This window comes from Pseudomonas sp. UBA7530 (genome assembly GCF_002479365.1).
Lineage (GTDB): Bacteria > Pseudomonadota > Gammaproteobacteria > Pseudomonadales > Pseudomonadaceae > Aquipseudomonas.
The window spans coordinates 1-19,441 of the sequence record NZ_DLMS01000002.1; the positions used below are offsets into that span (position 1 = coordinate 1).

The following is a 19,441-nucleotide window of genomic DNA, read 5'->3' on the forward strand; positions in this document are numbered from 1 at the left end:
CTCCCACGGCATTCACCCGTACTTCAGATACCCAGGCAGAGGTATTTGATCTCCAGGTACTCGTCCAGCCCGTACTTGGAGCCTTCACGACCCAGGCCGGAAGCCTTGATGCCGCCGAACGGCGCCACTTCGTTGGAGATCAGCCCGGTGTTGATGCCGACCATACCGTACTCCAGCGCCTCGCCGACACGGAAGGCGCGGCCCAGGTCGCGGGTGTAGAAGTAGCCGGCCAAACCGAACTCGGTGTCATTGGCCTGGCGGATCACTTCGGCTTCGTCGCTGAAGCGGAACAGCGGCGCCAGCGGGCCGAAGGTTTCCTCGCGGGCTATGCGCATGTCCGGCGTCACGTCGGCCAGCACGGTGGGCGCGAAAAAATTGCCGCCCAGCGCCTGACCACCCTGCAGTACCCTGGCGCCCTTCTCCAGCGCATCGGCCAGATGCGCCTGCACCTTGGCCACGGCATTGGCGTCGATCAGCGGGCCGGTGGTCACACCCGCTTCAGTGCCCTGGCCAACCTTGAGCCCCGCCACCGCCGCCGCCAGCTTCTCGGCGAAGGCGTCGTACACGCCGTCCTGCACGTAGATGCGGTTGGCGCATACGCAGGTCTGCCCGGCGTTGCGGTACTTGGCAACCATGGCGCCCTCGACCGCCGCGTCCAGATCGGCATCGTCGAAGACGATGAACGGCGCATTGCCGCCCAGCTCCAGCGACAGTTTCTTCAGGGTTGGCGCGCATTGCTCCATCAGCTTGATGCCGACGCCGGTGGAGCCGGTAAACGACAGCTTGCGCACGATGGGGTTGGAGCACAACTCACCGCCCACCTCACGAGACCGATCGGCGTCCGCCGGCAGCACGCTGAACAGTCCGGCCGGGATGCCGGCGCGTTCGGCCAGCACAGCCAGGGCCAGGGCGCTGAAAGGCGTCTGCGGCGCAGGCTTGAGCACCATGGCGCAGCCGGCGGCCAGGGCCGGGCCGGCCTTGCGAGTTATCATCGCCGCGGGGAAATTCCACGGGGTGATCGCCGCGGCCACACCGATCGGCTCCTTGGTAACGATCAGGCGCTTGTCGGCCTGGTGGCCGGGAATGGTGTCGCCGTAGACGCGCTTGGCCTCCTCGGCGAACCACTCAATGAACGAGGCGGCGTAGAGCACTTCGCCGCGGGCTTCGGCCAGCGGCTTGCCCTGCTCGGCGGTCATGATCTGCGCCAGGTCTTCCTGGTTGGCGAGCATCAGCTCGTACCAGGTGCGCAGGCGCGCCGCGCGCTCCTTGGCAGTCAGCGCACGCCAAGCCGGTTGCGCGGCCTGGGCGGCCTCGATAGCGCGGCGGGTTTCGGCTGCGCCCAGGTTCGGCACATGGCCCAGGGACTCACCGTTGGCCGGGTTGAAGATTTCCGTGACGGCGCCGTCGGGCGCATCGCACCACTGGCCGTCGATATAGGCCTGGTGGCGCAGCAGATCGGGATCGTTGAGTTTCATGCACTACTCCTGCAGCCGGAGACACAAGGCTCCGGCTGGTCAATTCGAAAAGCTCACTCGCTTGGCGGCAGATCCTTGGTGAAGGTCTGGTCGTTTTCGCCACGGAACATCTGCGCCCCGTAGATCAGCGCGCACAGGCCGACGCCGATGGCGAAGGCCCAGGCGGCACCCTTGATCGCCAGCACCGCGCCGATTACCCCGGCGATGCCCAGATCACGCTGGCTGCGCGCTTCCATGATCCCCAGGCGCACGCTGACGTAGCCCTGGATCAGCAGGGTCAGCGCCAGTGCCACGCCGAGAATCGGCTGCAGCAGGGTGACCACCGGCAGCAGCAACAGGCCGGTGTTGGTGCCCCAGCGGAACGAGCCGACGCCACCGTAGATGGACTTCATCGCCTGGGCGCCGCCCTTGAAACGCTCGGTGATGACCACCTGCATGGCCGACCACTGCGGGCCGCACATGGCCACGTCCGGGCCAAAAATGCTCATAAAGGCGTTGCGCCCGCCAAAGATCATGTGCGAGCGGTTGGGGTTGAAGTCGACCTTCTCGTCACTGCGGATATGGTCGGCCTCGGAGAGGATCGCCCTGGCGCCCAGCACGTCACCGAACACCACGAGGTAGGCAGCGAATACGGTAGGAATGGCGGTGACGAACATCATCAGCGGCGGCATACCGAGACCGAACACAGTGTATTCGTTCCACAGGGTGACGAAGTCAGGCTTGCTGATGCCCCACTCGATGCTTGGCCACGGTGCCTCGCCGAAGATCGGCGCGACGAACACGGCCAGCAGGATGATCGGGAAGATGCCCAGCTTGGCGAAATTCCACCACAAGCGGCTGCGTTTTTTCAATTGCTGGAAGTGCAGGGAAAAAACCAGGTAGAAGGCGATGCCGACGGCGATGGAAATGGTCCAGGGGAAGCTGTCGAAGCGCCCGCCCTCCTTGAACACGGTGACCACCGCACTGAGGCCGGCGCCCATGATGATGCCGGCCTTGAGCGCCGAGGGCACCAGCGACACCACCTTGCGCGCCATGCCCGTCATCCCCAGTCCTATGGAGAACGCCCCCAGCATCAACTGGAAGGCAATCAGCGCATGCACCCGCTCCGGGCCCTCCGGGAACTGGCTGCAGTAGGCCATCAGCAGGGGGATCGCCGGGGTGATCCAGCCCGGCACCACCGGGTCGCCGAGCAGGTGGTGGGTCAGGTACAGCAGGCCGTTGAGCATGACCACCGCCAGTGCCACCTCGAAGGGCATGCCGAGGAATTCGGTCATCAGCGGAATGGCCGCCAGGTCCACCGCGCACATGAGCAGGCCCTGCATGTAGTCGGAGAGCTCAAAGCGGTAGTGAATGAAAGGCAGACGTACCTTGAATGGCCCCAGCGGCCAGTACGGGGCTTCGACGCCCAGGTCTTGTTGATGCAGTTCGGACATTTGAATCACCCAGCTTTATTAGAGTTGTAAGCAGCAAGCCCCGGCATGACCGGGGCTATCGTTCATCGATTGTTGAAATCAGTAGGCGGCGCGGTAGATCTGCTCGATGTCGCCAGCGGTTAGACGCCGCGGGTTGTTGCGCATCAGGCGGTCGATCTTGCTGGCCTCCTCGGCCATCGCTGGGATGGCGTCCTCGGGCACATTGAAGCTGCGCATGCCCTTGGGAATGTCGACACTGGCGCACAGCTCGGCCATGGCCTCGACAGCCAGGTCGGCAGCAGCCTTGTCGCTCAGGCCGTGAGTCTGCACGCCCAAGGCGGCGGCGATCTCGGCCATGCGCTCGACGCAGGCCAGCTTGTTCCAGGCCATCACGTAGGGCAGCAGCAAGGCGTTGCTGACGCCATGGGCGATATTGAAGCGCCCGCCCAGCGGATAGGCCAGGGCGTGCACGGCGCCAACTCCGGCGTTGCCGAAGGCCATGCCCGCCATCAGGCTGGCGGTGGCCATGTCTTCACGCGCCTTCAGGTCGGCCGGATTGGCGTAGGCCTTGGGCAGCGCCTTGGCGATCAGCTTGATGGCGCCGATGGCCAGGGCATCGGTGATCGGCGAGGCATTGACCGACAGGTAGGACTCCACCGCGTGCACCAGGGCATCGACGCCGCTGGCGGCGGTCACGCTGCGCGGGCAGGTCAGGGTCATCACCGGGCTGACCAGGGCCACGTCGGGCAGCAGGTAGTCGCTGACGATGCCCTTTTTCAGTTGCGCCTTCTTGTCCGAGAGGATCGATACGTTGGTCACTTCCGAGCCGGTGCCGGCGGTGGTCGGGATGGCGATCAGCGGCGGGCCCTTGCGCTTGATCTGGTCGACACCGAACAACTCCTCCAGTGCGCCGTCGTGACCGACATAGCCGGCGACTGCCTTGGCGATGTCGATGGCGCTGCCGCCGCCGACGCCGATCAGGCCATCGTGACCGCCGTCGCGGTAAACCTTGGCGCAGGCCTCGACGATGGCGATTTCCGGCTCAGGCTCCACGCCGTCGAAAATGCCGTAGGCACGCTCGCCAAGCTGCTTGAGCACGTGGTCCACGGTGCCGGATTTGATCAGGATGGCGTCGGTGACGATCAGCGGGTTGGCGATGTTCAGGCGGGGCAGTTCGTGCGCCAGTTGCTCAACGGCGCCCTGGCCGGTCAGCAGCTTATTGGCGATCTTGAAGGCAGCAGTACTCATCATCAGGCCCTTTTGTGCATTGTGAAAACTGGACGGGTTCGGGCCCTGCCATAGCGATTCCTGTGCCAGATCGCGCAAACCTGCGTGATAGAAGGCTTGCGTCGTTTTGTCACAGCTCAAACCAGCGCCGTATCGATCAGAAAATCAATCAAAAGACGTCTATCCGATCCATTTTCCAATCAACCCTGTTCCCAGCGTTTCATCTTCTGCACCAGCGTCGCCTGGCTTAGACCAAGGGCCTTGGCCGCCTCGCGGGTGGTCTTGTGTTGCACCAGTGCCTTGCGGATCAAGCGCCGCTCCAGATTCTCCACTTGCTTACGCAGCGGCAGCAGAACGTCGCCAGCACCGTCGTGGCGAACCATGCGCACCTCATCAGGCAGATCGAACAACTCGATGGTCTCACCGATGCAGGTGACCACGAGGCGCTCGACCAGGTTGATCAGCTCACGGATATTGCCCGGCCAGGCGTAGTCGGTGAGCGCATCCAGGGCTTCCAGCTCCCAGGTCAGCGATCGTCCATAGCGCTGGTTGAACTCGGCAAGATAGAACTGAAGCAGCGGCTGTACCTCATCGGCCCGCTCGCGTAATGCGGGTATATGGATGGGCACCACATTGAGCCGATAGTAGAGATCAGCGCGAAAGCGACCATCGGCGACCATCTGGCGCAGGTCGTGGTGGGTGGCGGTGATGATGCGCACGTCTACCTCTTTCAGCTCCAGTCCACCGACTGGGATGAAGCGGCTCTCCTCGATCACCTTGAGCAGCTTGACCTGCAACGCCAGCGGCAGGTCGCCGATCTCGTCGAGAAACACCGTGCCCTGGTTGGCCAGCTCCAGCAGACCGCGCTTGCCCTTGCTGCCGGCGCCGGTGAAGGCGCCCGGCACATAGCCGAACAGCTCGGCCTCGATCAGGTTTTCCGGCAGCGCGCCGCAGTTGAGCGCCAGGAACGGCTGCGCCGCGCGTGGGCTGCTCTTGTGAATGTACTGGGCGATCAGCGTCTTGCCGACACCGGTTTCCCCCTGCAGCAACACCTTCACATCACTGGCCGCGACCTGCCGGGCCTGGGCAAAAACCCGCCCCGAAACCGGACGATCGGCCACCGGCGAGGCATGCAGCAGATCGTCACGCTGACCGGCATGCAGCTTCGCCGTGCTGTTGCGCAGCTGCTTGAGCTGCTGCAGTTCGTCGCGCTCGTGCTTGATACGCAGCAGTTCGGTCATGTCGCGCACGGTGCTGACCACGTAACGCACCTTGCCATCGGCAGCGAAGATCGGCGTGCCACTGACCAGCAGGCGCTTGCCCTGACTGACGCTCTGCATCAGCGACAGCGCCTTGCCCTCCTTGAGCACCCGCAGTGACACCGACTGGGAGATGACGCCCTGCTCCACCAGCGCCTGCATGTGCTGGCCGACCACATCCTCGCTACGCAGCCCGGTCAGACGTTCGTAGGCGCTATTGACCTTGAGGGTGATGCCGTCGGCATCGGTGATGTAGAGGCCATCGTGCAGCGCATCGATCAGCTCGCGAAATCCGGGATCATCGAAGTCCATCTGGCCGCCTTGTTACACGGAATAAAGTTAAGACAGGGTGGCATTCTAAGCCTAGAAACCAAGACCACCTGTTCTGCATCTGCTGCCAACCACCTCGCCAGGCAATAGAAATCGCCAGCGTCAGGGAGCGATATCAACATCGCTGCGTCCAGCCTCTAGCCAATATCGCCTGACAAATACGGAGCTCGACATTAGGCTCTTTAGCAGCCCCCAAGGAGCCTCACCGATGCGCCCTCACTCACTCGCACTGCTCGGTTTCTGCCTGTTCTGCGCCGCCACCAGTTGGGCGCAGGAATCACCCGAGGATGTACAGAACGCGGCGCCCGGCGAAACAGAAACGCCCGCAGCGAACGAACGTCCGCTATTGCCCGAGCGCAGCGTCAGCGACGCGCAGACTCTGGAACGACGCCTGGACAAGCGTGAACAGCAATTGCTGCAGGCCGGCGCCGAGAGCTTCCTCGCCCTGTGGTTGCCCGCCAACGTTGGCGAGCCCAGTGGCGCAGTAATCCTGGTGCCCGACGATGTGGAGAATGCCGATGGTGCGGCAGCGGTCGGTCCGCTGAGGCGCAAACTGCCCGATGCTGGCTGGCACAGCTTGAGCCTGACGCTGCCGGACCCGGACGGCGACCCGCTGCCGCTGCGGAGCACAACCGCTGCGCCCGCAGAAAGCGAAACGCCTAGCACCGAGAGCGCTCCTGCTACCGAGCCGCCGCCCGAAACGCCCGAGGCCGGCGCACAGCACGTAGGCGACAGCGCGATCAGCCCCGAGCAACGGCGCCTGGCGCACGTCGAGCGCGTGATGGCGCGCCTCGATGCCGCCATCGCCTTCGCCGAACAGCAGCAGGCCAGGGAAATCGTGCTGCTGGGCCATGGCAGCGGCGCTTACTGGGCCGCGCGGTACCTGAGCGAACGCAAGCCGGCCAATGTACACAATCTGCTAATGGTGGCGGCCGAGCTGCCTGCCGGCTTCGCTCCGCCGCTGGACGAGCTGGTTGCACAGCTGCCGGTAGCCAGCGGCGACTTCTATTACAAGGATCAAGCCACCGACCGCAGCGCAGCCCTGAAACGCCTGCAGGCGAGCAAACGGGCCAAATTACCTACCTACATCCAGGTGTCGATGAAAGCTCTGCCGGGGAATCTGGACGTGCAGCAGGAGCAGCTCTACCGCCGCCTGCGCGGCTGGCTGCAGCTGCATATTCGCGCCTCGGGCGGCTAGCGAATCGCCCGGCGCTGACGGATCAGCGCATAGGCCTGATGCAACTGGCGAGTGGTTTCGGTCGCTTCACGAATGCGCTCAGGCGAAGCGCCGGAGCCGGCCAGTTTGTCCGGGTGATGACGACTGAGCAGGCGCCGATAGGCGCGCTTTATCTGCTCGGGCTCGCTGCCCTCGTTGACGCCCAGCAGGCGCAGCGCTTCCTGATAACTGCCACCCGTCGGAGCCGGTTGCTGGCTGCGGCGCGGCGCGCATTCCTCGCCCAGGCTATCGAGCCGCGCACTGTCCCAGCCAAGCCACTTGCCCCACAGCAGGATCAACTCGCGTTCACTGGACGATACCCGGCCGTCGACCCAGGCCATGCGCCAGCAGGCCCGGAGCATCGCCTCGGCGCGCTGACGCTGGCGCTGCAGCGGCCTGCGCAGGTTGTCTCGCCCGGTCTTGCCGCGGGCGAAAGCCTCGATGGCGCGGCGCTGTCCGGCCGGGTCCAGTCCCAGTCGCTGCATTTCCGCGCGCGCCTGCTGAATATGGCTTTGCACCACGCGGCCCTCGCTCTTGGCCAGGCGCCCCAACATCAGAAACAGCAGGTCGTCATCCGCCGGCGCCGCCCGACCACCCAGACGTTCGCGCAGGTTATCCCAGTCATGCAGACGCAGGCGGCGATCGAGCACCTGCCCCAGCAGGCCGCCAAGCAAGGCGCCCGGAATGCTGGCCAGGGCCAGCCCGGCCGCTGCTCCTAGCAGAGTCGCTGGCCAGAGCACCTAGCGTGCCTCCTGCAGCAGTCGTTCGACTTCGGCCAGGCGCTCGTGCGTGCCGACATCGATCCAGCAGCCGCCGTAATGCTCACCACTGACCTGCCCTGCCACCATTGCCTCACGCAGCAACGGCGCCAGCTTGAAGGCGCCAGGCGCAGACGCGTCGAACAAACGCGGATGCAGCACGGCGAGACCGCTGTAGGTCAACCGCTCGCCTGCCGCCTCGCCGTCATGAACCAGGCCAGTCGACAAGGTAAAGTCGCCCTGCGGGTGATGCGCCGGGTTATCCACGAGAACCAGATGCGCCAGACCGGTGAGCGGCTGGCGCAACGCGGCAAAGGCGTAGTCGGTGAAGATATCGCCATTGACCACCACGAAGGGCTCGTTGCCCAGCAAGGGCAATGCCTTGAAGATGCCGCCGCCGGTCTCCAGCGGCTCACCTTCGGCTGAATAGGCGATACGTACGCCAAAGCGCGAGCCATCGCCGAGGTAATCCTCGATCTGCTGGCCCAGCCAGGCGTGATTGATCACGAGCTCGGTGAAACCGGCAGCGGCCAGGGCGCGGACGTGATATTCGATCAACGGCACCCCAGCCGCTTTCACCAACGGTTTCGGCGTGTGCAGAGTCAGCGGACGCAGGCGTTCGCCCTTGCCGGCGGCGAGGATCATCGCCTTCATGCACGCGCCCCTTCTATCGCCAGGCTGGCGAACAGTTCTCCCAGCTCGGCCAGCTCCGGCCGACGCGCCAGCACCGCCTGGATATAGGCGAAGAAACGCGGTACGTCGCCCAGATACTTGGGCTTGCCGTCGCGGTGACAGATGCGCGCGAAGATGCCAATGACCTTGAGATGACGCTGCACGCCCATTAGGTCGCTGGCCCGCAGAAAGTCTTCGAAAGAGGCCTGTACCGGGATACCCGCCGCCCTGGCGCGCTGCCAGTAGTCCTGCAGCCAGCCTTGTACACGCGCCTCGGGCCAGCTGAGGAAGGCATCCTTGAACAGGCAGGTGATGTCGTAGGTGACCGGGCCGTTGACTGCATCCTGAAAATCCAGCACGCCGGGATTGGGCGTGCTCTGCATCAGATTGCGCGGCATGAAATCGCGGTGCACCACGACCTTGGGCTGCGCCAGGGCGCTGTCGATCAACAGTTGGCTGACGCGTTGCCAGGCGACTTCCTGCTCGACGGTGAAGGCGCGCCCCAGGTGGCGTTGTACGTACCACTCGGGGAAAAGTTGCACTTCACGACGCAGCAAGGCGTCGTCGTAATGCGGCAGCTTGTCATCGAGCGGCAAACGCTGCTGCTTCAGCAGGGCTTCGATGGCTGCGTCGAACAGCTCATCGGCGTTGTGCTCGTCGATCACGTCCAGGTAGGTCTTGCGCCCCAGATCATCGAGAAGCAGAAAGCCCTGATCCAGATCGGCGGCCAGTACCTGCGGTACATGCACGCCAGCACTGGCCAGCAGGGCAGCGATACGGACGAACGGCTCGCAGTTTTCCTGGGGGGGCGGTGCGTCCATCAGGATCAGGCTGCGTTCACCCGCCTGCCAGCGGAAATAGCGGCGAAAACTGGCGTCGCTGCTGGCGGGAGTGAGTTCGGCGGCAGGCACCGCACCCCAGCCGCGAGCGGCGAACAGAGAGGGCAGTTGCCCGGCGAGCCAGGCTTGCAGCTGTTGCAGACGTACATCGTGTTCAGACATCAAGGGGTCTCCGACGGCGCTAGCCGTTGCGCGGGTCATGCTTTATTATCCAGCATCTTTTTCAGCCCATCGAGAGGCGTGCGGCCCCTGGGCCGGTAGCGCGCAGGAAGCCCGGACTAACAAGATGGCAGTAAAACACCCCGCGTTCCGCAAGAAATTCCCACTGCTGGTTACCGGCAGTTTTCTGGCCTTACAGCCCGTGTTCAGCCTACAGTCCTTTGCCGCCGAGCAATACGATTGCCAGGCGTCGCCAACGGGCGGCTGGGCATGCGCGCCGAAATCAGCCGCCAGCGCCCTGCCACCACGTCCGGTGCACAGCCGCGACGCCGTCAGCAGCGGCGGCACGACCAGCGAGGCCGTAGCCAAGCAGGACGCCGCACCGGTGCTGGTGACCGAGAGCAAGGGCCGCGCCCTCGCTTCGCGCAGCCCTGACTACAGTCACTTGGACTGGGTCCCGCGCGATAAGTTGACCGCAGCGCAACTGGCCGAAGCCGGCCCCTACTGCGCGGGTGCCTACATCGAGCCGCTACGTCCGGGCATGGACGACACCACGCCACTGGACGAGTCGCCGATGTACGTTTCCGCCAAGGCCTCGCGCTTCGAGCAGGAAAAGCAGATCGCCACCCTCGCCGGTGACGTCGTCCTGCGCCAGTCCGGTATGCAGGTCGAAGCCGACGAAGCTAGCCTGCACCAGACGGAAAACCGTGGTGAGCTGGTTGGCAACGTGCGTCTGCGTGACAAGGGCACCCTGGTGGTCGGCGACCGCGCCGAACTGCAGCTGGATAACGGCGAAGCCCGTATCGACAATGCCGAATACGTGATGCATCAGGCCCACGTGCGTGGCAGCGCGCTCTACGCCAAGCGTGAAGAGACCGCGATCATCCGTCTCAAGGACGGCACCTACACGCGTTGCGAGCCGGGCGACAATGCCTGGCACCTGAAGGGCAACAACGTCACGCTGAACCCGGCGACCGGCTTCGGCACCGCGACCAACGTGACGCTGCGGGTCAAGGACATTCCGGTGTTCTACACCCCGTACATCTACTTCCCGATCGACGACCGCCGTCAGTCCGGCTTCCTGCCGCCTAGCTTCGGCACCTCGAGCGATACCGGTTTCTCGCTGCAAACGCCCTACTACTTCAACCTGGCGCCGAATTACGACGCCACCTTGTATCCAACCTACATGGCCAAGCGCGGCCTGTTGATGGAAGGCGAGTTCCGTTACCTGACCGAAAGCAGCGAAGGTCAGGTCGGTGGCGCCTGGCTGAACGACAAGGAAGACGAGCGTGAACTGCAGTCCGAGTACGAAGACCAGCGCTGGATGTACAGCTGGCAGCACAGACAGGGGCTGAACTCGCGCCTGCTGGCTGAAGTCGACTACACCGATATCAGCGATCCTTACTACTTCCAGGATCTCAACACGGATCTGGGCATCGACCGACAAACCTACGTCGATCAGCGCGGTACATTGACCTATCGCGGTGACAGCTATACAGCTCGCCTTAATGCGCATGCCTATGAGCTGGCCAATATCACTGATGTGACGCCTTATGACCGCCTGCCGCAGATCACCCTGGACGGCAAACTGCCTTTCAACCCGGGCGGCCTGGACTTCACCTACGGCACCGAGTACGTACGCTTCGACCGCAACCTGCGCTCGGGCAACTTTATCAATAAAGAGGGTATAGAGGAGCAGAGCTGGTACGACACCCGCATCCAGGGCCTGGAGCGCGCCACCGGTGAGCGCCTGCATCTGGAGCCGGGCGTCAGCCTGCCTCTCGACTGGACGTGGGGCTACATAAAACCGCAGGTCAAGTACCTGCAGACCAACTATGACCTCAGCCTGGATCAACAAGGCAAGAACACCCTGCTCGCCGAGCAGAACTACAAAGGCACTCAAAGCCGTGGCATAGGCTTGTTCAGCCTCGACAGTGGCTTGTACTTCGACCGCAACACCCAACTGTTCGGCAAAGATTTCCGGCAAACCCTGGAACCGCGCGCTTTCTATCTGTACGTACCGGAAGAGGATCAGACGGACATTCCGATCTTCGACACCGGCGAGCCGACCTTCAGCTATGCCTCGTTGTGGCGTGAAAATCGCTTCAGCGGCAAGGACCGTATCGGCGACGAAAACAAATTGTCGCTGGGCGTGACCAGCCGCTGGATCGAGCCGAACGGGTTCGAGCGCCAGCGTTTCAGCATAGGCCAGGCCTTCTACTTCGAAGATCGCCAGGTGCAGTTGCCGGGTATCGATTACCGTAACCGTAAAGAATCCACCTCTGACGTGTCACCGTACGCACTGGAGTACCTGTATCGCTTCAACCGCGACTGGCGCTTCTCCTCGACCTTCAACTGGGACCCGGATCAGCATGCCACCCGTTCGGGCAGCGCGATGTTCCACTACCAACCGGAAGCCAATCCGAACAAGGTCGTCAACCTGGGCTATCGCTATCGTAATGACACCGTTCGTTATGACCGCGATACCGGGCGCTGGAGCACCAGTCCGGACTACGGCGAGCCGGGCAGCCCAAACTACATCAAGGACTACTACAAGATCGACCAGCATGACTTCTCCGTCATCTGGCCGCTGGCTCCGCAGTGGAGCCTGATCTCGCGCTGGCAGTACGACTACGGTCGCAACCGTACCCTCGAAGCCTTCGGTGGCTTCGAGTACGACAGCTGCTGCTGGAAGCTGCGCCTGATCAACCGCTACTGGATCGATTACGACGAGGTCAGCCTCGACCCAGCGCGCAACGACGAGCCGGACCGTGGCATCTTCCTGCAGATCGTCCTCAAGGGCCTCGGCGGCGTTACCGGCAGCAAGGTAGAAACTTTCCTCGACCAAGGCATTCAAGGTTACCGTGAACGTGAAGACCAAGCTTTCTGATCGCCTGCGCCCCCTGCTATTGGGCGCAGCGCTGCTGGCGGCAACGGCTCAGGCCCAAGTCCGCCCCCTGGACCGCGTCGTGGCTATTGTCGATAACGACGTAGTCATGCAGAGCCAGCTCGATGCTCGCCTGCGCGAGGTACAACAGACCATAGACAAGCGCGGCGGCGCCCTGCCACCGGAAGGTGTTCTGGGTCAGCAGGTACTTGAGCGTCTGATCATCGAGAACATTCAGCTGCAGATCGGCGAACGTTCCGGCATTCGCATCACCGACGAAGAGCTGAACCAGGCCATGGGCACCATCGCCCAGCGCAATGGCATGAGCCTGGAGCAATTCCGCGATGCCCTGGCGCGTGATGGCCTTTCCTATGCCGACGCCCGCGACCAGGTGCGCCGCGAGATGATCATCAGCCGCGTGCGTCAGCGCCGCGTGGCCGAGCGTATCCAGGTCACCGACCAGGAAGTGCAGAACTTCCTCGCTTCCGATCTGGGCAAGATGCAGTTGTCGGAAGAATTCCGCCTGGCCAACATCCTGATTCCAGTGTCCGAAGGCGCGTCTTCCAGCGAAATCCAGGCCGCTGACCGTCAGGCACAGGAGCTGTATCAGCAGTTGCAGCAGGGTGCAGATTTTGGCCAGCTGGCCGTCTCTCGTTCGGCCAGCGAGAACGCCCTGGAAGGCGGCGAGATGGGCTGGCGCAAGGCCGGTCAGTTGCCTCCACCGTTCGACAGCATGATCAGTCAGCTGAACCCCGGCGAAGTCACCGAGCCGGTGCGTACGCCGGGCGGTTTCATCATCCTCAAGCTGATCGAGAAGCGTGGTGGCGACACCCAGGTGCGTGACGAGGTGCATGTTCGCCATATCCTGATCAAGCCCAGCGAAATCCGCAGCGAAGAAGAAACCCGCCGCCTGGTCGAGCGCCTCTATCAGCGCATCGTCGATGGTGAGGATTTCGCCGAACTGGCGAAGAGCTTCTCCGAAGATCCGGGCTCGGCACTCAATGGCGGCGATCTGAGCTGGATCGACCCCAATGCGCTGGTGCCCGAGTTCCGCGAGGTGATGAACAACACCGCCAGCGGCGAATTGTCCAAGCCGTTCAAGAGCCCTTACGGCTGGCACGTGCTGCAGGTCATGGGCCGCCGCGCCACTGACAGCAGCGCGCAGTTCCGCGAGCAGCAAGCTGCCAACCTGCTGCGCAACCGCAAGTACGACGAGGAACTGCAGGCCTGGCTGCGCCAGATCCGCGACGAAGCCTACGTCGAGACCAAGCTGTAGCAGCCGTTCCGAACGCAAGAGCCCGGCCCAGTGCCGGGCTTTTTCGTTTCTGGCCCGGCAGCGTAAACTGGCGCCCCACGTCATAGCGAGAGCGACCATGACTGCGCAGCAATGCTTTGCCCTCACCCCAGGCGAGCCCGCCGGCATCGGCCCCGATCTCTGCCTGCTATTGGCCCAACAGGCCCAGCCTGCGCCGCTGGTTGCCATCGCCAGCCGCGAACTGCTGGCCGAGCGCGCCGCGCATCTGGGGCTGGATATCCTGCTACTGGAAGTCGGACCGAAGCACTGGCCACACCGCCCGGCGGCAGCCGGCGCCCTGTATGTCTGGGATACGCCACTGGCAGCCCCCGCCACACCGGGCAAACTGACCTCCGCCAATGCCGCCTACGTGCTGGAAACCCTCACCCGCGCGGGCCAGGGCTGCCTGGACGGGACCTTCGCCGGGATGATCACGGCCCCCGTGCACAAGGGCGTGATCAACGAGGCGGGCATCACCTTCTCTGGCCACACCGAGTTCCTCGCCGAGCTGACCCGCACCGAGCAGGTCGTGATGATGTTGGCGACCCGCGGCTTGCGTGTGGCGCTGGTTACCACCCATCTACCGCTAAAGGATGTCGCGGCCGCCATTACCGCCGAGCGCCTAGAACGTGTCACCCGCATCCTGCACACCGACCTGCAAACCAAGTTCGGCATCGCCGAGCCGCGCATCCTGGTCTGCGGGCTCAATCCGCATGCAGGCGAAGGCGGCCATCTGGGCCGCGAGGAAATCGAAGTCATCGAGCCGACGCTGGCGCGTCTGCGCGGCGAAGGTATGAACCTGATCGGCCCATTGCCGGCCGACACCCTGTTTACCCCGAAGTATCTTGAACGTGCCGATGCCGTACTGGCCATGTATCACGACCAGGGCCTGCCAGTGCTCAAGTTCAAGGGGTTCGGCGCAGCGCTGAACGTCACCCTGGGCCTGCCGATCATCCGTACCTCGGTGGATCATGGCACCGCCCTGGATCTCGCCGGCACGGGCAAGGTGGACATCGGCAGCCTGCAGGTAGCGCTGGAAACCGCCTACGAGATGGCAGCCGCTACAAGCTCAAGAGCACACGCTGTGCGTTGAAGGCGGGCTGTCGGCGCCACAAAATCGGCACTCGCAGCGCGCGCGCCTACAGCCGCAGCCTCTTTCGCTGTTAAACTGCGCGCCTTTGCCTTACCGCTCTCGGCTCCTGCTTGACGCTTGCAGCTCGAGACTTGGAGCTGCCGCTATGTCCGAATACCAACACCGCGCGCGCAAGCGCTTCGGCCAGAACTTCCTGCATGACGCCGGAGTGATCGACCGCATCCTACGCGCCATCCGCGCCAAGGAAGATGAGCGCCTGCTGGAAATCGGTCCGGGCCAGGGTGCCATCACCGAGGGCCTGCTCGGCAGCGGCGCGCAGCTCGATGTGATCGAACTCGACCTCGACCTGATCCCCATCCTGCAAAGCAAGTTCGGCGACAATCCGCGCTTTCGCCTGAACCAGGGCGACGCACTGAAATTCGACTTCGCCCGCCTCGACGCAGCGCCACGCAGTCTGCGTGTGGTCGGCAATCTGCCCTACAACATTTCCACGCCGCTGATTTTCCATCTACTGGACAACGCGCCACTGATTCGCGACATGCACTTCATGCTGCAGAAGGAAGTAGTCGAGCGGATGGCAGCCGGGCCGGGCGGTGGCGACTGGGGCCGCCTGTCGATCATGGTGCAGTACCACTGCCGTGTGGAACATCTGTTCAACGTCGGCCCCGGGGCCTTCAATCCGCCGCCCAAGGTGGACTCCGCCATCGTGCGCCTGGTACCGCATGAGACCTTGCCGCACCCGGCCAAGGATCATCGTCTGCTTGAACGTGTCGTACGTGAAGCATTCAACCAACGCCGCAAGACGCTGCGTAACACGCTCAAGCAGTTGCTGCCGGCCGAAGCCATCGAGGCTGCCGGCGTCGACGGCAGTCTGCGCCCCGAGCAGCTGGACCTGGCTGCCTTCGTCCGTCTGGCCGACCAACTGGCCCTGCAGCCCTCCGCTGCGCAGGACTAAACTGCAATCAAGCTCAACGGATCACGCGCATGTCCGACCCTCGTTATCAGATCGACGTCAGCGTCACTACCCGCTATCTGGCTGCGCAATCGCAGCCGGAGCAGAGCCGCTACGCGTTCTCCTACACCGTGACCATCGTCAATAACGGCGAACTGCCGGCCCAGTTGCTGTCGCGCCACTGGATCATCACCGATGGCGACGGCCGCGTGCAGGAAGTCCGCGGCGCCGGCGTGATCGGCCAGCAACCGCATATCGAACCGGGCGCCAGTCATACCTACAGCAGCGGAACGGTGATGACATCCCAGGTCGGCACCATGCAGGGCAGTTACCAGATGCTCGCCGAGGACGGCAAACGCTTCGACGCCTCCATCGCGCCGTTCCGCCTGGCAGTGCCCGGAGCGCTTCACTGATGGCCGTCTATGCCGTCGGCGACCTGCAGGGCTGCCTGAAACCGCTCCAGTGTCTACTCGAGCAGGTGGCTTTCGATCCCGCACACGACCAGCTGTGGCTGGTGGGTGATCTGGTCAACCGCGGCCCGCAATCGTTGGAAACGCTGCGTTTTCTCTACTCCATCCGCCATGCGCTTATCTGTGTGCTGGGCAACCATGACCTGCATCTGCTGGCGGTGGCACATAACATTGAGCGCCTGAAGAAGGGCGATACGTTGCGCGAGATTCTCGAAGCGCCGGATCGCAACGACCTGCTCGACTGGCTGCGCATGCAGAAGCTTGTGCACCACGATACCGAGCGCAAGGTGACCCTGGTGCATGCCGGCATTCCGCCACAGTGGACGCTGGCCAAGGCGCTGCGCCGCGCCGGCGAGGTCGAAGAGGTACTGCGTGACGACGCCCGCCTGCCGCTGTTCCTCGATGGCATGTACGGCAATGAGCCGGCCAAATGGAACAAGGACCTGCAAGGCGTCACCCGCTTGCGGGTGATCACCAACTATTTCACCCGCATGCGCTTCTGCACGGCGGATGGCACGCTGGACTTGAAAACCAAGGAAGGCATCGACAATGCGCCGCCCGGCTTCGCCCCCTGGTTCAGCCACCCGCAGCGCAAGATGCGTGGCGAGAAGATCATCTTCGGTCACTGGGCAGCGCTGGAAGGCAATTGCAACGAGCCAGGCCTCTACGCCCTGGATACCGGCTGCGTCTGGGGTAATGCAATGACCCTGCTCGATGTCGACAGCGGCACGCTGCACCGCTGTACCTGTCCCAAGCAATGAGCGCCCGAGGCGCCCCAAGGAATCACTGGAAGGCCCGAACATGAGCGAATTCAAGCGTATATCCCCACAACAGGCTCACGAGCTGCGCGCCCAGGGCGCCGTGGTGGTCGACATTCGCGACCCGCACAGCTTTGCCAACGGCCATATCAGCGGCTCGCGTCACCTGGACAACCACTCGCTGCATGACTTCATCACCCGCGCCGACCTCGACGCGCCGCTGATCGTGTCCTGCTACCACGGCAACTCCAGCCAGGGCGCGGCCGCCTATCTGGTGGGCCAGGGTTTCTCCGAAGTCTACAGTCTCGACGGCGGTTTCGAGCTTTGGCGCGCCACCTACCCAAGCGAAACGGCGCAAAGTTCCGAAGAATAAATTTCTTCATGCGGCAGGCCGCGCCCGCTCTGGCCTGCCGCCACTTCCCGATGCACGGTAACCGCCAGTTATCGTTTTCCCACCCTTGACGCTCTGCAGAACGAACTATCCTGTTACTCAGGCCATCCCACTGAAGGTAGAGCCGGCCAACCGGCATCGGGCCATCGGTAACGACTTTTAGGTTTTGGGGGATAGTTCCCGGCTTCTTCGGAGCCGGCGCCACCCAGCACCTGCCTGCACGACCGATCCCGAGCCAGCTTTCAGCATCGAGCGAGGTGAAGTCATGAGCATTTTCAGTCACTTCCAACAACGTTTCGAGGCGACCCGCCAGGAGGAGTACTCGCTGCAGGAGTACCTCGAACTGTGCAAACAGGATCGCAGCGCGTACGCCACTGCGGCCGAGCGCCTGCTGATGGCCATTGGCGAGCCGGAGTTGCTGGACACCTCCAATGATCCACGGCTGTCACGCATCTTTTCCAACAAGGTGATCCGCCGCTATCCAGCCTTCGCCGACTTCCATGGCATGGAAGAATGCATCGACCAGATCGTCTCCTACTTCCGCCATGCTGCGCAGGGCCTGGAGGAGAAGAAGCAGATTCTCTACCTGCTGGGCCCGGTGGGTGGCGGTAAATCCTCGCTGGCCGAGAAACTCAAGCAACTGATGGAAAAAGTGCCCTTCTACGCTATCAAGGGCTCGCCGGTATTTGAATCGCCGCTGGGGCTGTTCAACGCCACCGAGGATGGCGCGATTCTCGAAGAGGACTACGGCATCCCGCGCCGCTACCTCAACTCGATCATGTCGCCCTGGGCCACCAAGCGCCTGCAGGAGTTCGGCGGCGATATCAGCCAATTCCGCGTGGTCAAGCTCTACCCCTCGATCCTTAACCAGATCGCCGTGGCCAAGACCGAGCCGGGCGACGAGAACAACCAGGACATCTCGGCGCTGGTCGGCAAGGTGGACATCCGCAAGCTGGAGGAATACCCGCAGAACGACGCCGATGCCTACAGCTACTCGGGCGCGCTGTGCCGGGCCAACCAGGGCCTGATGGAGTTCGTCGAGATGTTCAAGGCGCCGATCAAGGTGCTGCACCCGCTGCTCACCGCCACGCAGGAAGGCAACTACAACAGCACCGAAGGCCTCGGTGCGATCCCCTACAGCGGCATTCTGCTGGCCCACTCCAACGAATCGGAATGGCACAGCTTCCGCAACAACAAGAACAACGAGGCATTCATCGACCGTATCTACATCGTCAAGGTGCCTTACTGCCTGCGCGTCACCGATGAAATCCGCATCTATGACAAGCTGCTAATCAACAGCTCGCTGGCCAGGGCGCATTGCGCGCCGGACACCCTGAAGATGCTCGCCCAGTTCAGCGTGCTGAGCCGTCTCAAGGAACCGGAAAACTCCAACATCTACTCGAAGATGCGCGTCTACGACGGCGAAAACCTCAAGGATACCGACCCCAAGGCCAAGTCGATTCAGGAGTACCGCGACTCGGCGGGCGTCGACGAAGGCATGAACGGCCTGTCGACCCGCTTCGCCTTCAAGATTCTCTCCAAGGTGTTCAACTTCGACCCGCACGAAGTGGCTGCTAACCCGGTGCATCTGCTCTACGTGCTGGAGCAGCAGATCGAGCAGGAACAGTTTCCCGCCGAGGTGCGCGAACGCTACCTGCGCTACATCAAGGAGTATCTGGCACCGCGCTACATCGAGTTCATCGGCAAGGAAATCCAGACCGCCTACCTGGAGTCCTACAGCGAGTACGGGCAGAACATCTTCGACCGCTACGTGCTGTACGCCGACTTCTGGATTCAGGATCAGGAATACCGCGACCCGGAGACCGGCGAGATCCTCAACCGCGTAGCCCTCAACGAGGAACTGGAGAAAATCGAGAAGCCGGCCGGCATCAGCAACCCGAAGGATTTCCGCAACGAGATCGTCAACTTCGTGCTGCGCGCCCGCGCCAACAACAACGGCAAGAACCCCACCTGGCTCAGCTACGAGAAGCTGCGCGTGGTGATCGAGAAGAAGATGTTCTCCAACACCGAGGACCTGCTCCCGGTCATCAGCTTCAACGCCAAGGGCAGCAAGGAGGATCAGCAGAAGCACAACGACTTCGTCAAACGCATGGTCGAGCGCGGCTACACCGAGAAGCAGGTGCGCCTGCTGTCGGAGTGGTATCTGCGCGTACGTAAATCGCAATAAAGCAGCCGCAAGCTGCAAGCCTCAAGTTGCAAGCGAAAGCGCCTGGCTTTTTCACTTGTAA

General features: G+C 63.1%; 16 protein-coding genes. 9 read left to right on the forward strand and 7 right to left on the reverse strand.

Going from position 1 to position 19,441, the window contains the following annotated elements; all coding sequences use genetic code 11:
- Positions 1-23: 23 nt before the first annotated feature.
- The 4 genes from gabD to B2U07_RS05580 all read right to left on the reverse strand — a co-directional run bounded on the left by gabD (position 24) and on the right by B2U07_RS05580 (position 5,685).
- The gene (gene gabD, locus B2U07_RS05565; protein WP_275547408.1) at positions 24-1,475 is read right to left on the reverse strand and encodes an NADP-dependent succinate-semialdehyde dehydrogenase; all 1,452 of its coding nucleotides are present in this window, start codon (positions 1,473-1,475) and stop codon (positions 24-26) included.
- Positions 1,476-1,528: 53 nt separating this feature from the next.
- Positions 1,529-2,908, reverse strand: a complete 1,380-nt coding sequence (locus B2U07_RS05570; RefSeq protein ID WP_275547409.1) for a hypothetical protein — start codon at positions 2,906-2,908, stop codon at positions 1,529-1,531.
- A 78-nt stretch (positions 2,909-2,986) separates the two neighbouring features.
- Positions 2,987-4,135 (reverse strand): iron-containing alcohol dehydrogenase, encoded by a 1,149-nt coding sequence (locus B2U07_RS05575; RefSeq protein ID WP_275547410.1) that lies wholly within the window; start codon positions 4,133-4,135, stop codon positions 2,987-2,989.
- Positions 4,136-4,314: 179 nt separating this feature from the next.
- Complete coding sequence (locus tag B2U07_RS05580; protein ID WP_275547411.1) at positions 4,315-5,685, reverse strand: sigma-54 interaction domain-containing protein; 1,371 nt, start codon at positions 5,683-5,685, stop codon at positions 4,315-4,317.
- Positions 5,686-5,911: 226 nt separating this feature from the next.
- On the opposite strand from B2U07_RS05580, the gene B2U07_RS05585 reads away from it, so the two are divergent.
- Positions 5,912-6,901, forward strand: a complete 990-nt coding sequence (locus B2U07_RS05585) for an alpha/beta hydrolase family protein (protein WP_275547413.1) — start codon at positions 5,912-5,914, stop codon at positions 6,899-6,901.
- Here the strand turns inward: B2U07_RS05585 and B2U07_RS05590 are convergent.
- The 3 genes from B2U07_RS05590 to B2U07_RS05600 are packed head-to-tail and all read right to left on the reverse strand — an operon-like array spanning position 6,898 to position 9,350.
- Positions 6,898-7,659: a DnaJ domain-containing protein gene (locus B2U07_RS05590; RefSeq protein ID WP_275547414.1), complete on the reverse strand. Its 762-nt coding sequence runs from the start codon at positions 7,657-7,659 to the stop codon at positions 6,898-6,900. The two genes, B2U07_RS05585 and B2U07_RS05590, sit on opposite strands and share 4 nt — an antisense overlap.
- Positions 7,660-8,331, reverse strand: a complete 672-nt coding sequence (gene murU, locus B2U07_RS05595; RefSeq protein ID WP_275547415.1) for an N-acetylmuramate alpha-1-phosphate uridylyltransferase MurU — start codon at positions 8,329-8,331, stop codon at positions 7,660-7,662.
- Positions 8,328-9,350, reverse strand: a complete 1,023-nt coding sequence (locus B2U07_RS05600; RefSeq protein WP_275547416.1) for an aminoglycoside phosphotransferase family protein — start codon at positions 9,348-9,350, stop codon at positions 8,328-8,330. Before B2U07_RS05600 ends, murU begins: the two co-directional genes overlap by 4 nt.
- A 124-nt stretch (positions 9,351-9,474) precedes the next feature.
- On the opposite strand from B2U07_RS05600, the gene B2U07_RS05605 reads away from it, so the two are divergent.
- From B2U07_RS05605 to B2U07_RS05640, 8 genes are all read left to right on the forward strand, one after another.
- A complete protein-coding gene (locus B2U07_RS05605) occupies positions 9,475-12,237 on the forward strand; it encodes an LPS-assembly protein LptD (RefSeq protein WP_275547417.1) in 2,763 nt (920 codons plus the stop codon).
- Positions 12,218-13,510 carry a peptidylprolyl isomerase gene (locus B2U07_RS05610; protein ID WP_197856919.1) on the forward strand — a complete coding sequence of 431 codons (1,293 nt, stop codon included), beginning with the start codon at positions 12,218-12,220 and terminating at the stop codon, positions 13,508-13,510. Before B2U07_RS05605 ends, B2U07_RS05610 begins: the two co-directional genes overlap by 20 nt.
- Positions 13,511-13,607: 97 nt before the next feature.
- Complete coding sequence (gene pdxA, locus B2U07_RS05615; RefSeq protein ID WP_275547418.1) at positions 13,608-14,621, forward strand: 4-hydroxythreonine-4-phosphate dehydrogenase PdxA; 1,014 nt, start codon at positions 13,608-13,610, stop codon at positions 14,619-14,621.
- A 145-nt stretch (positions 14,622-14,766) separates the two neighbouring features.
- The gene (rsmA, locus tag B2U07_RS05620) at positions 14,767-15,576 is read left to right on the forward strand and encodes a 16S rRNA (adenine(1518)-N(6)/adenine(1519)-N(6))-dimethyltransferase RsmA (RefSeq protein WP_275547419.1); all 810 of its coding nucleotides are present in this window, start codon (positions 14,767-14,769) and stop codon (positions 15,574-15,576) included.
- Positions 15,577-15,605: 29 nt separating this feature from the next.
- Entirely contained in the window at positions 15,606-15,986 is a 381-nt protein-coding gene (apaG, locus tag B2U07_RS05625) for a Co2+/Mg2+ efflux protein ApaG (protein ID WP_275547420.1), read from the forward strand.
- Complete coding sequence (locus B2U07_RS05630) at positions 15,986-16,804, forward strand: symmetrical bis(5'-nucleosyl)-tetraphosphatase (protein WP_296276307.1); 819 nt, start codon at positions 15,986-15,988, stop codon at positions 16,802-16,804. The genes apaG and B2U07_RS05630 overlap by 1 nt, the downstream gene beginning before the upstream one ends.
- Before the next feature lie 40 nt (positions 16,805-16,844).
- Positions 16,845-17,174, forward strand: a complete 330-nt coding sequence (gene glpE / locus B2U07_RS05635) for a thiosulfate sulfurtransferase GlpE (RefSeq protein ID WP_275547422.1) — start codon at positions 16,845-16,847, stop codon at positions 17,172-17,174.
- Between the two features lie 283 nt (positions 17,175-17,457).
- On the forward strand, positions 17,458-19,380 hold the full coding sequence (locus B2U07_RS05640; RefSeq protein WP_197856913.1) for a PrkA family serine protein kinase: 1,923 nt from the start codon (positions 17,458-17,460) through the stop codon (positions 19,378-19,380).
- Positions 19,381-19,441 lie beyond the last annotated feature (61 nt).

What these genes read in the sequence shown, in the direction of transcription:
- gabD (WP_275547408.1), bottom strand. Translation starts at nt 1,475, where the DNA reads ATGAAACTCAACGATCCCGATCTGCTGCGCCACCAGGCCTATATCGAC.
- B2U07_RS05570 (WP_275547409.1), bottom strand. Translation starts at nt 2,908, where the DNA reads ATGTCCGAACTGCATCAACAAGACCTGGGCGTCGAAGCCCCGTACTGG.
- B2U07_RS05575 (WP_275547410.1), bottom strand. Translation starts at nt 4,135, where the DNA reads ATGAGTACTGCTGCCTTCAAGATCGCCAATAAGCTGCTGACCGGCCAG.
- B2U07_RS05580 (WP_275547411.1), bottom strand. Translation starts at nt 5,685, where the DNA reads ATGGACTTCGATGATCCCGGATTTCGCGAGCTGATCGATGCGCTGCAC.
- B2U07_RS05585 (WP_275547413.1), top strand. Translation starts at nt 5,912, where the DNA reads ATGCGCCCTCACTCACTCGCACTGCTCGGTTTCTGCCTGTTCTGCGCC.
- murU (WP_275547415.1), bottom strand. Translation starts at nt 8,331, where the DNA reads ATGAAGGCGATGATCCTCGCCGCCGGCAAGGGCGAACGCCTGCGTCCG.
- B2U07_RS05600 (WP_275547416.1), bottom strand. Translation starts at nt 9,350, where the DNA reads ATGTCTGAACACGATGTACGTCTGCAACAGCTGCAAGCCTGGCTCGCC.
- B2U07_RS05605 (WP_275547417.1), top strand. Translation starts at nt 9,475, where the DNA reads ATGGCAGTAAAACACCCCGCGTTCCGCAAGAAATTCCCACTGCTGGTT.
- pdxA (WP_275547418.1), top strand. Translation starts at nt 13,608, where the DNA reads ATGACTGCGCAGCAATGCTTTGCCCTCACCCCAGGCGAGCCCGCCGGC.
- rsmA (WP_275547419.1), top strand. Translation starts at nt 14,767, where the DNA reads ATGTCCGAATACCAACACCGCGCGCGCAAGCGCTTCGGCCAGAACTTC.
- apaG (WP_275547420.1), top strand. Translation starts at nt 15,606, where the DNA reads ATGTCCGACCCTCGTTATCAGATCGACGTCAGCGTCACTACCCGCTAT.
- B2U07_RS05630 (WP_296276307.1), top strand. Translation starts at nt 15,986, where the DNA reads ATGGCCGTCTATGCCGTCGGCGACCTGCAGGGCTGCCTGAAACCGCTC.
- glpE (WP_275547422.1), top strand. Translation starts at nt 16,845, where the DNA reads ATGAGCGAATTCAAGCGTATATCCCCACAACAGGCTCACGAGCTGCGC.
- B2U07_RS05640 (WP_197856913.1), top strand. Translation starts at nt 17,458, where the DNA reads ATGAGCATTTTCAGTCACTTCCAACAACGTTTCGAGGCGACCCGCCAG.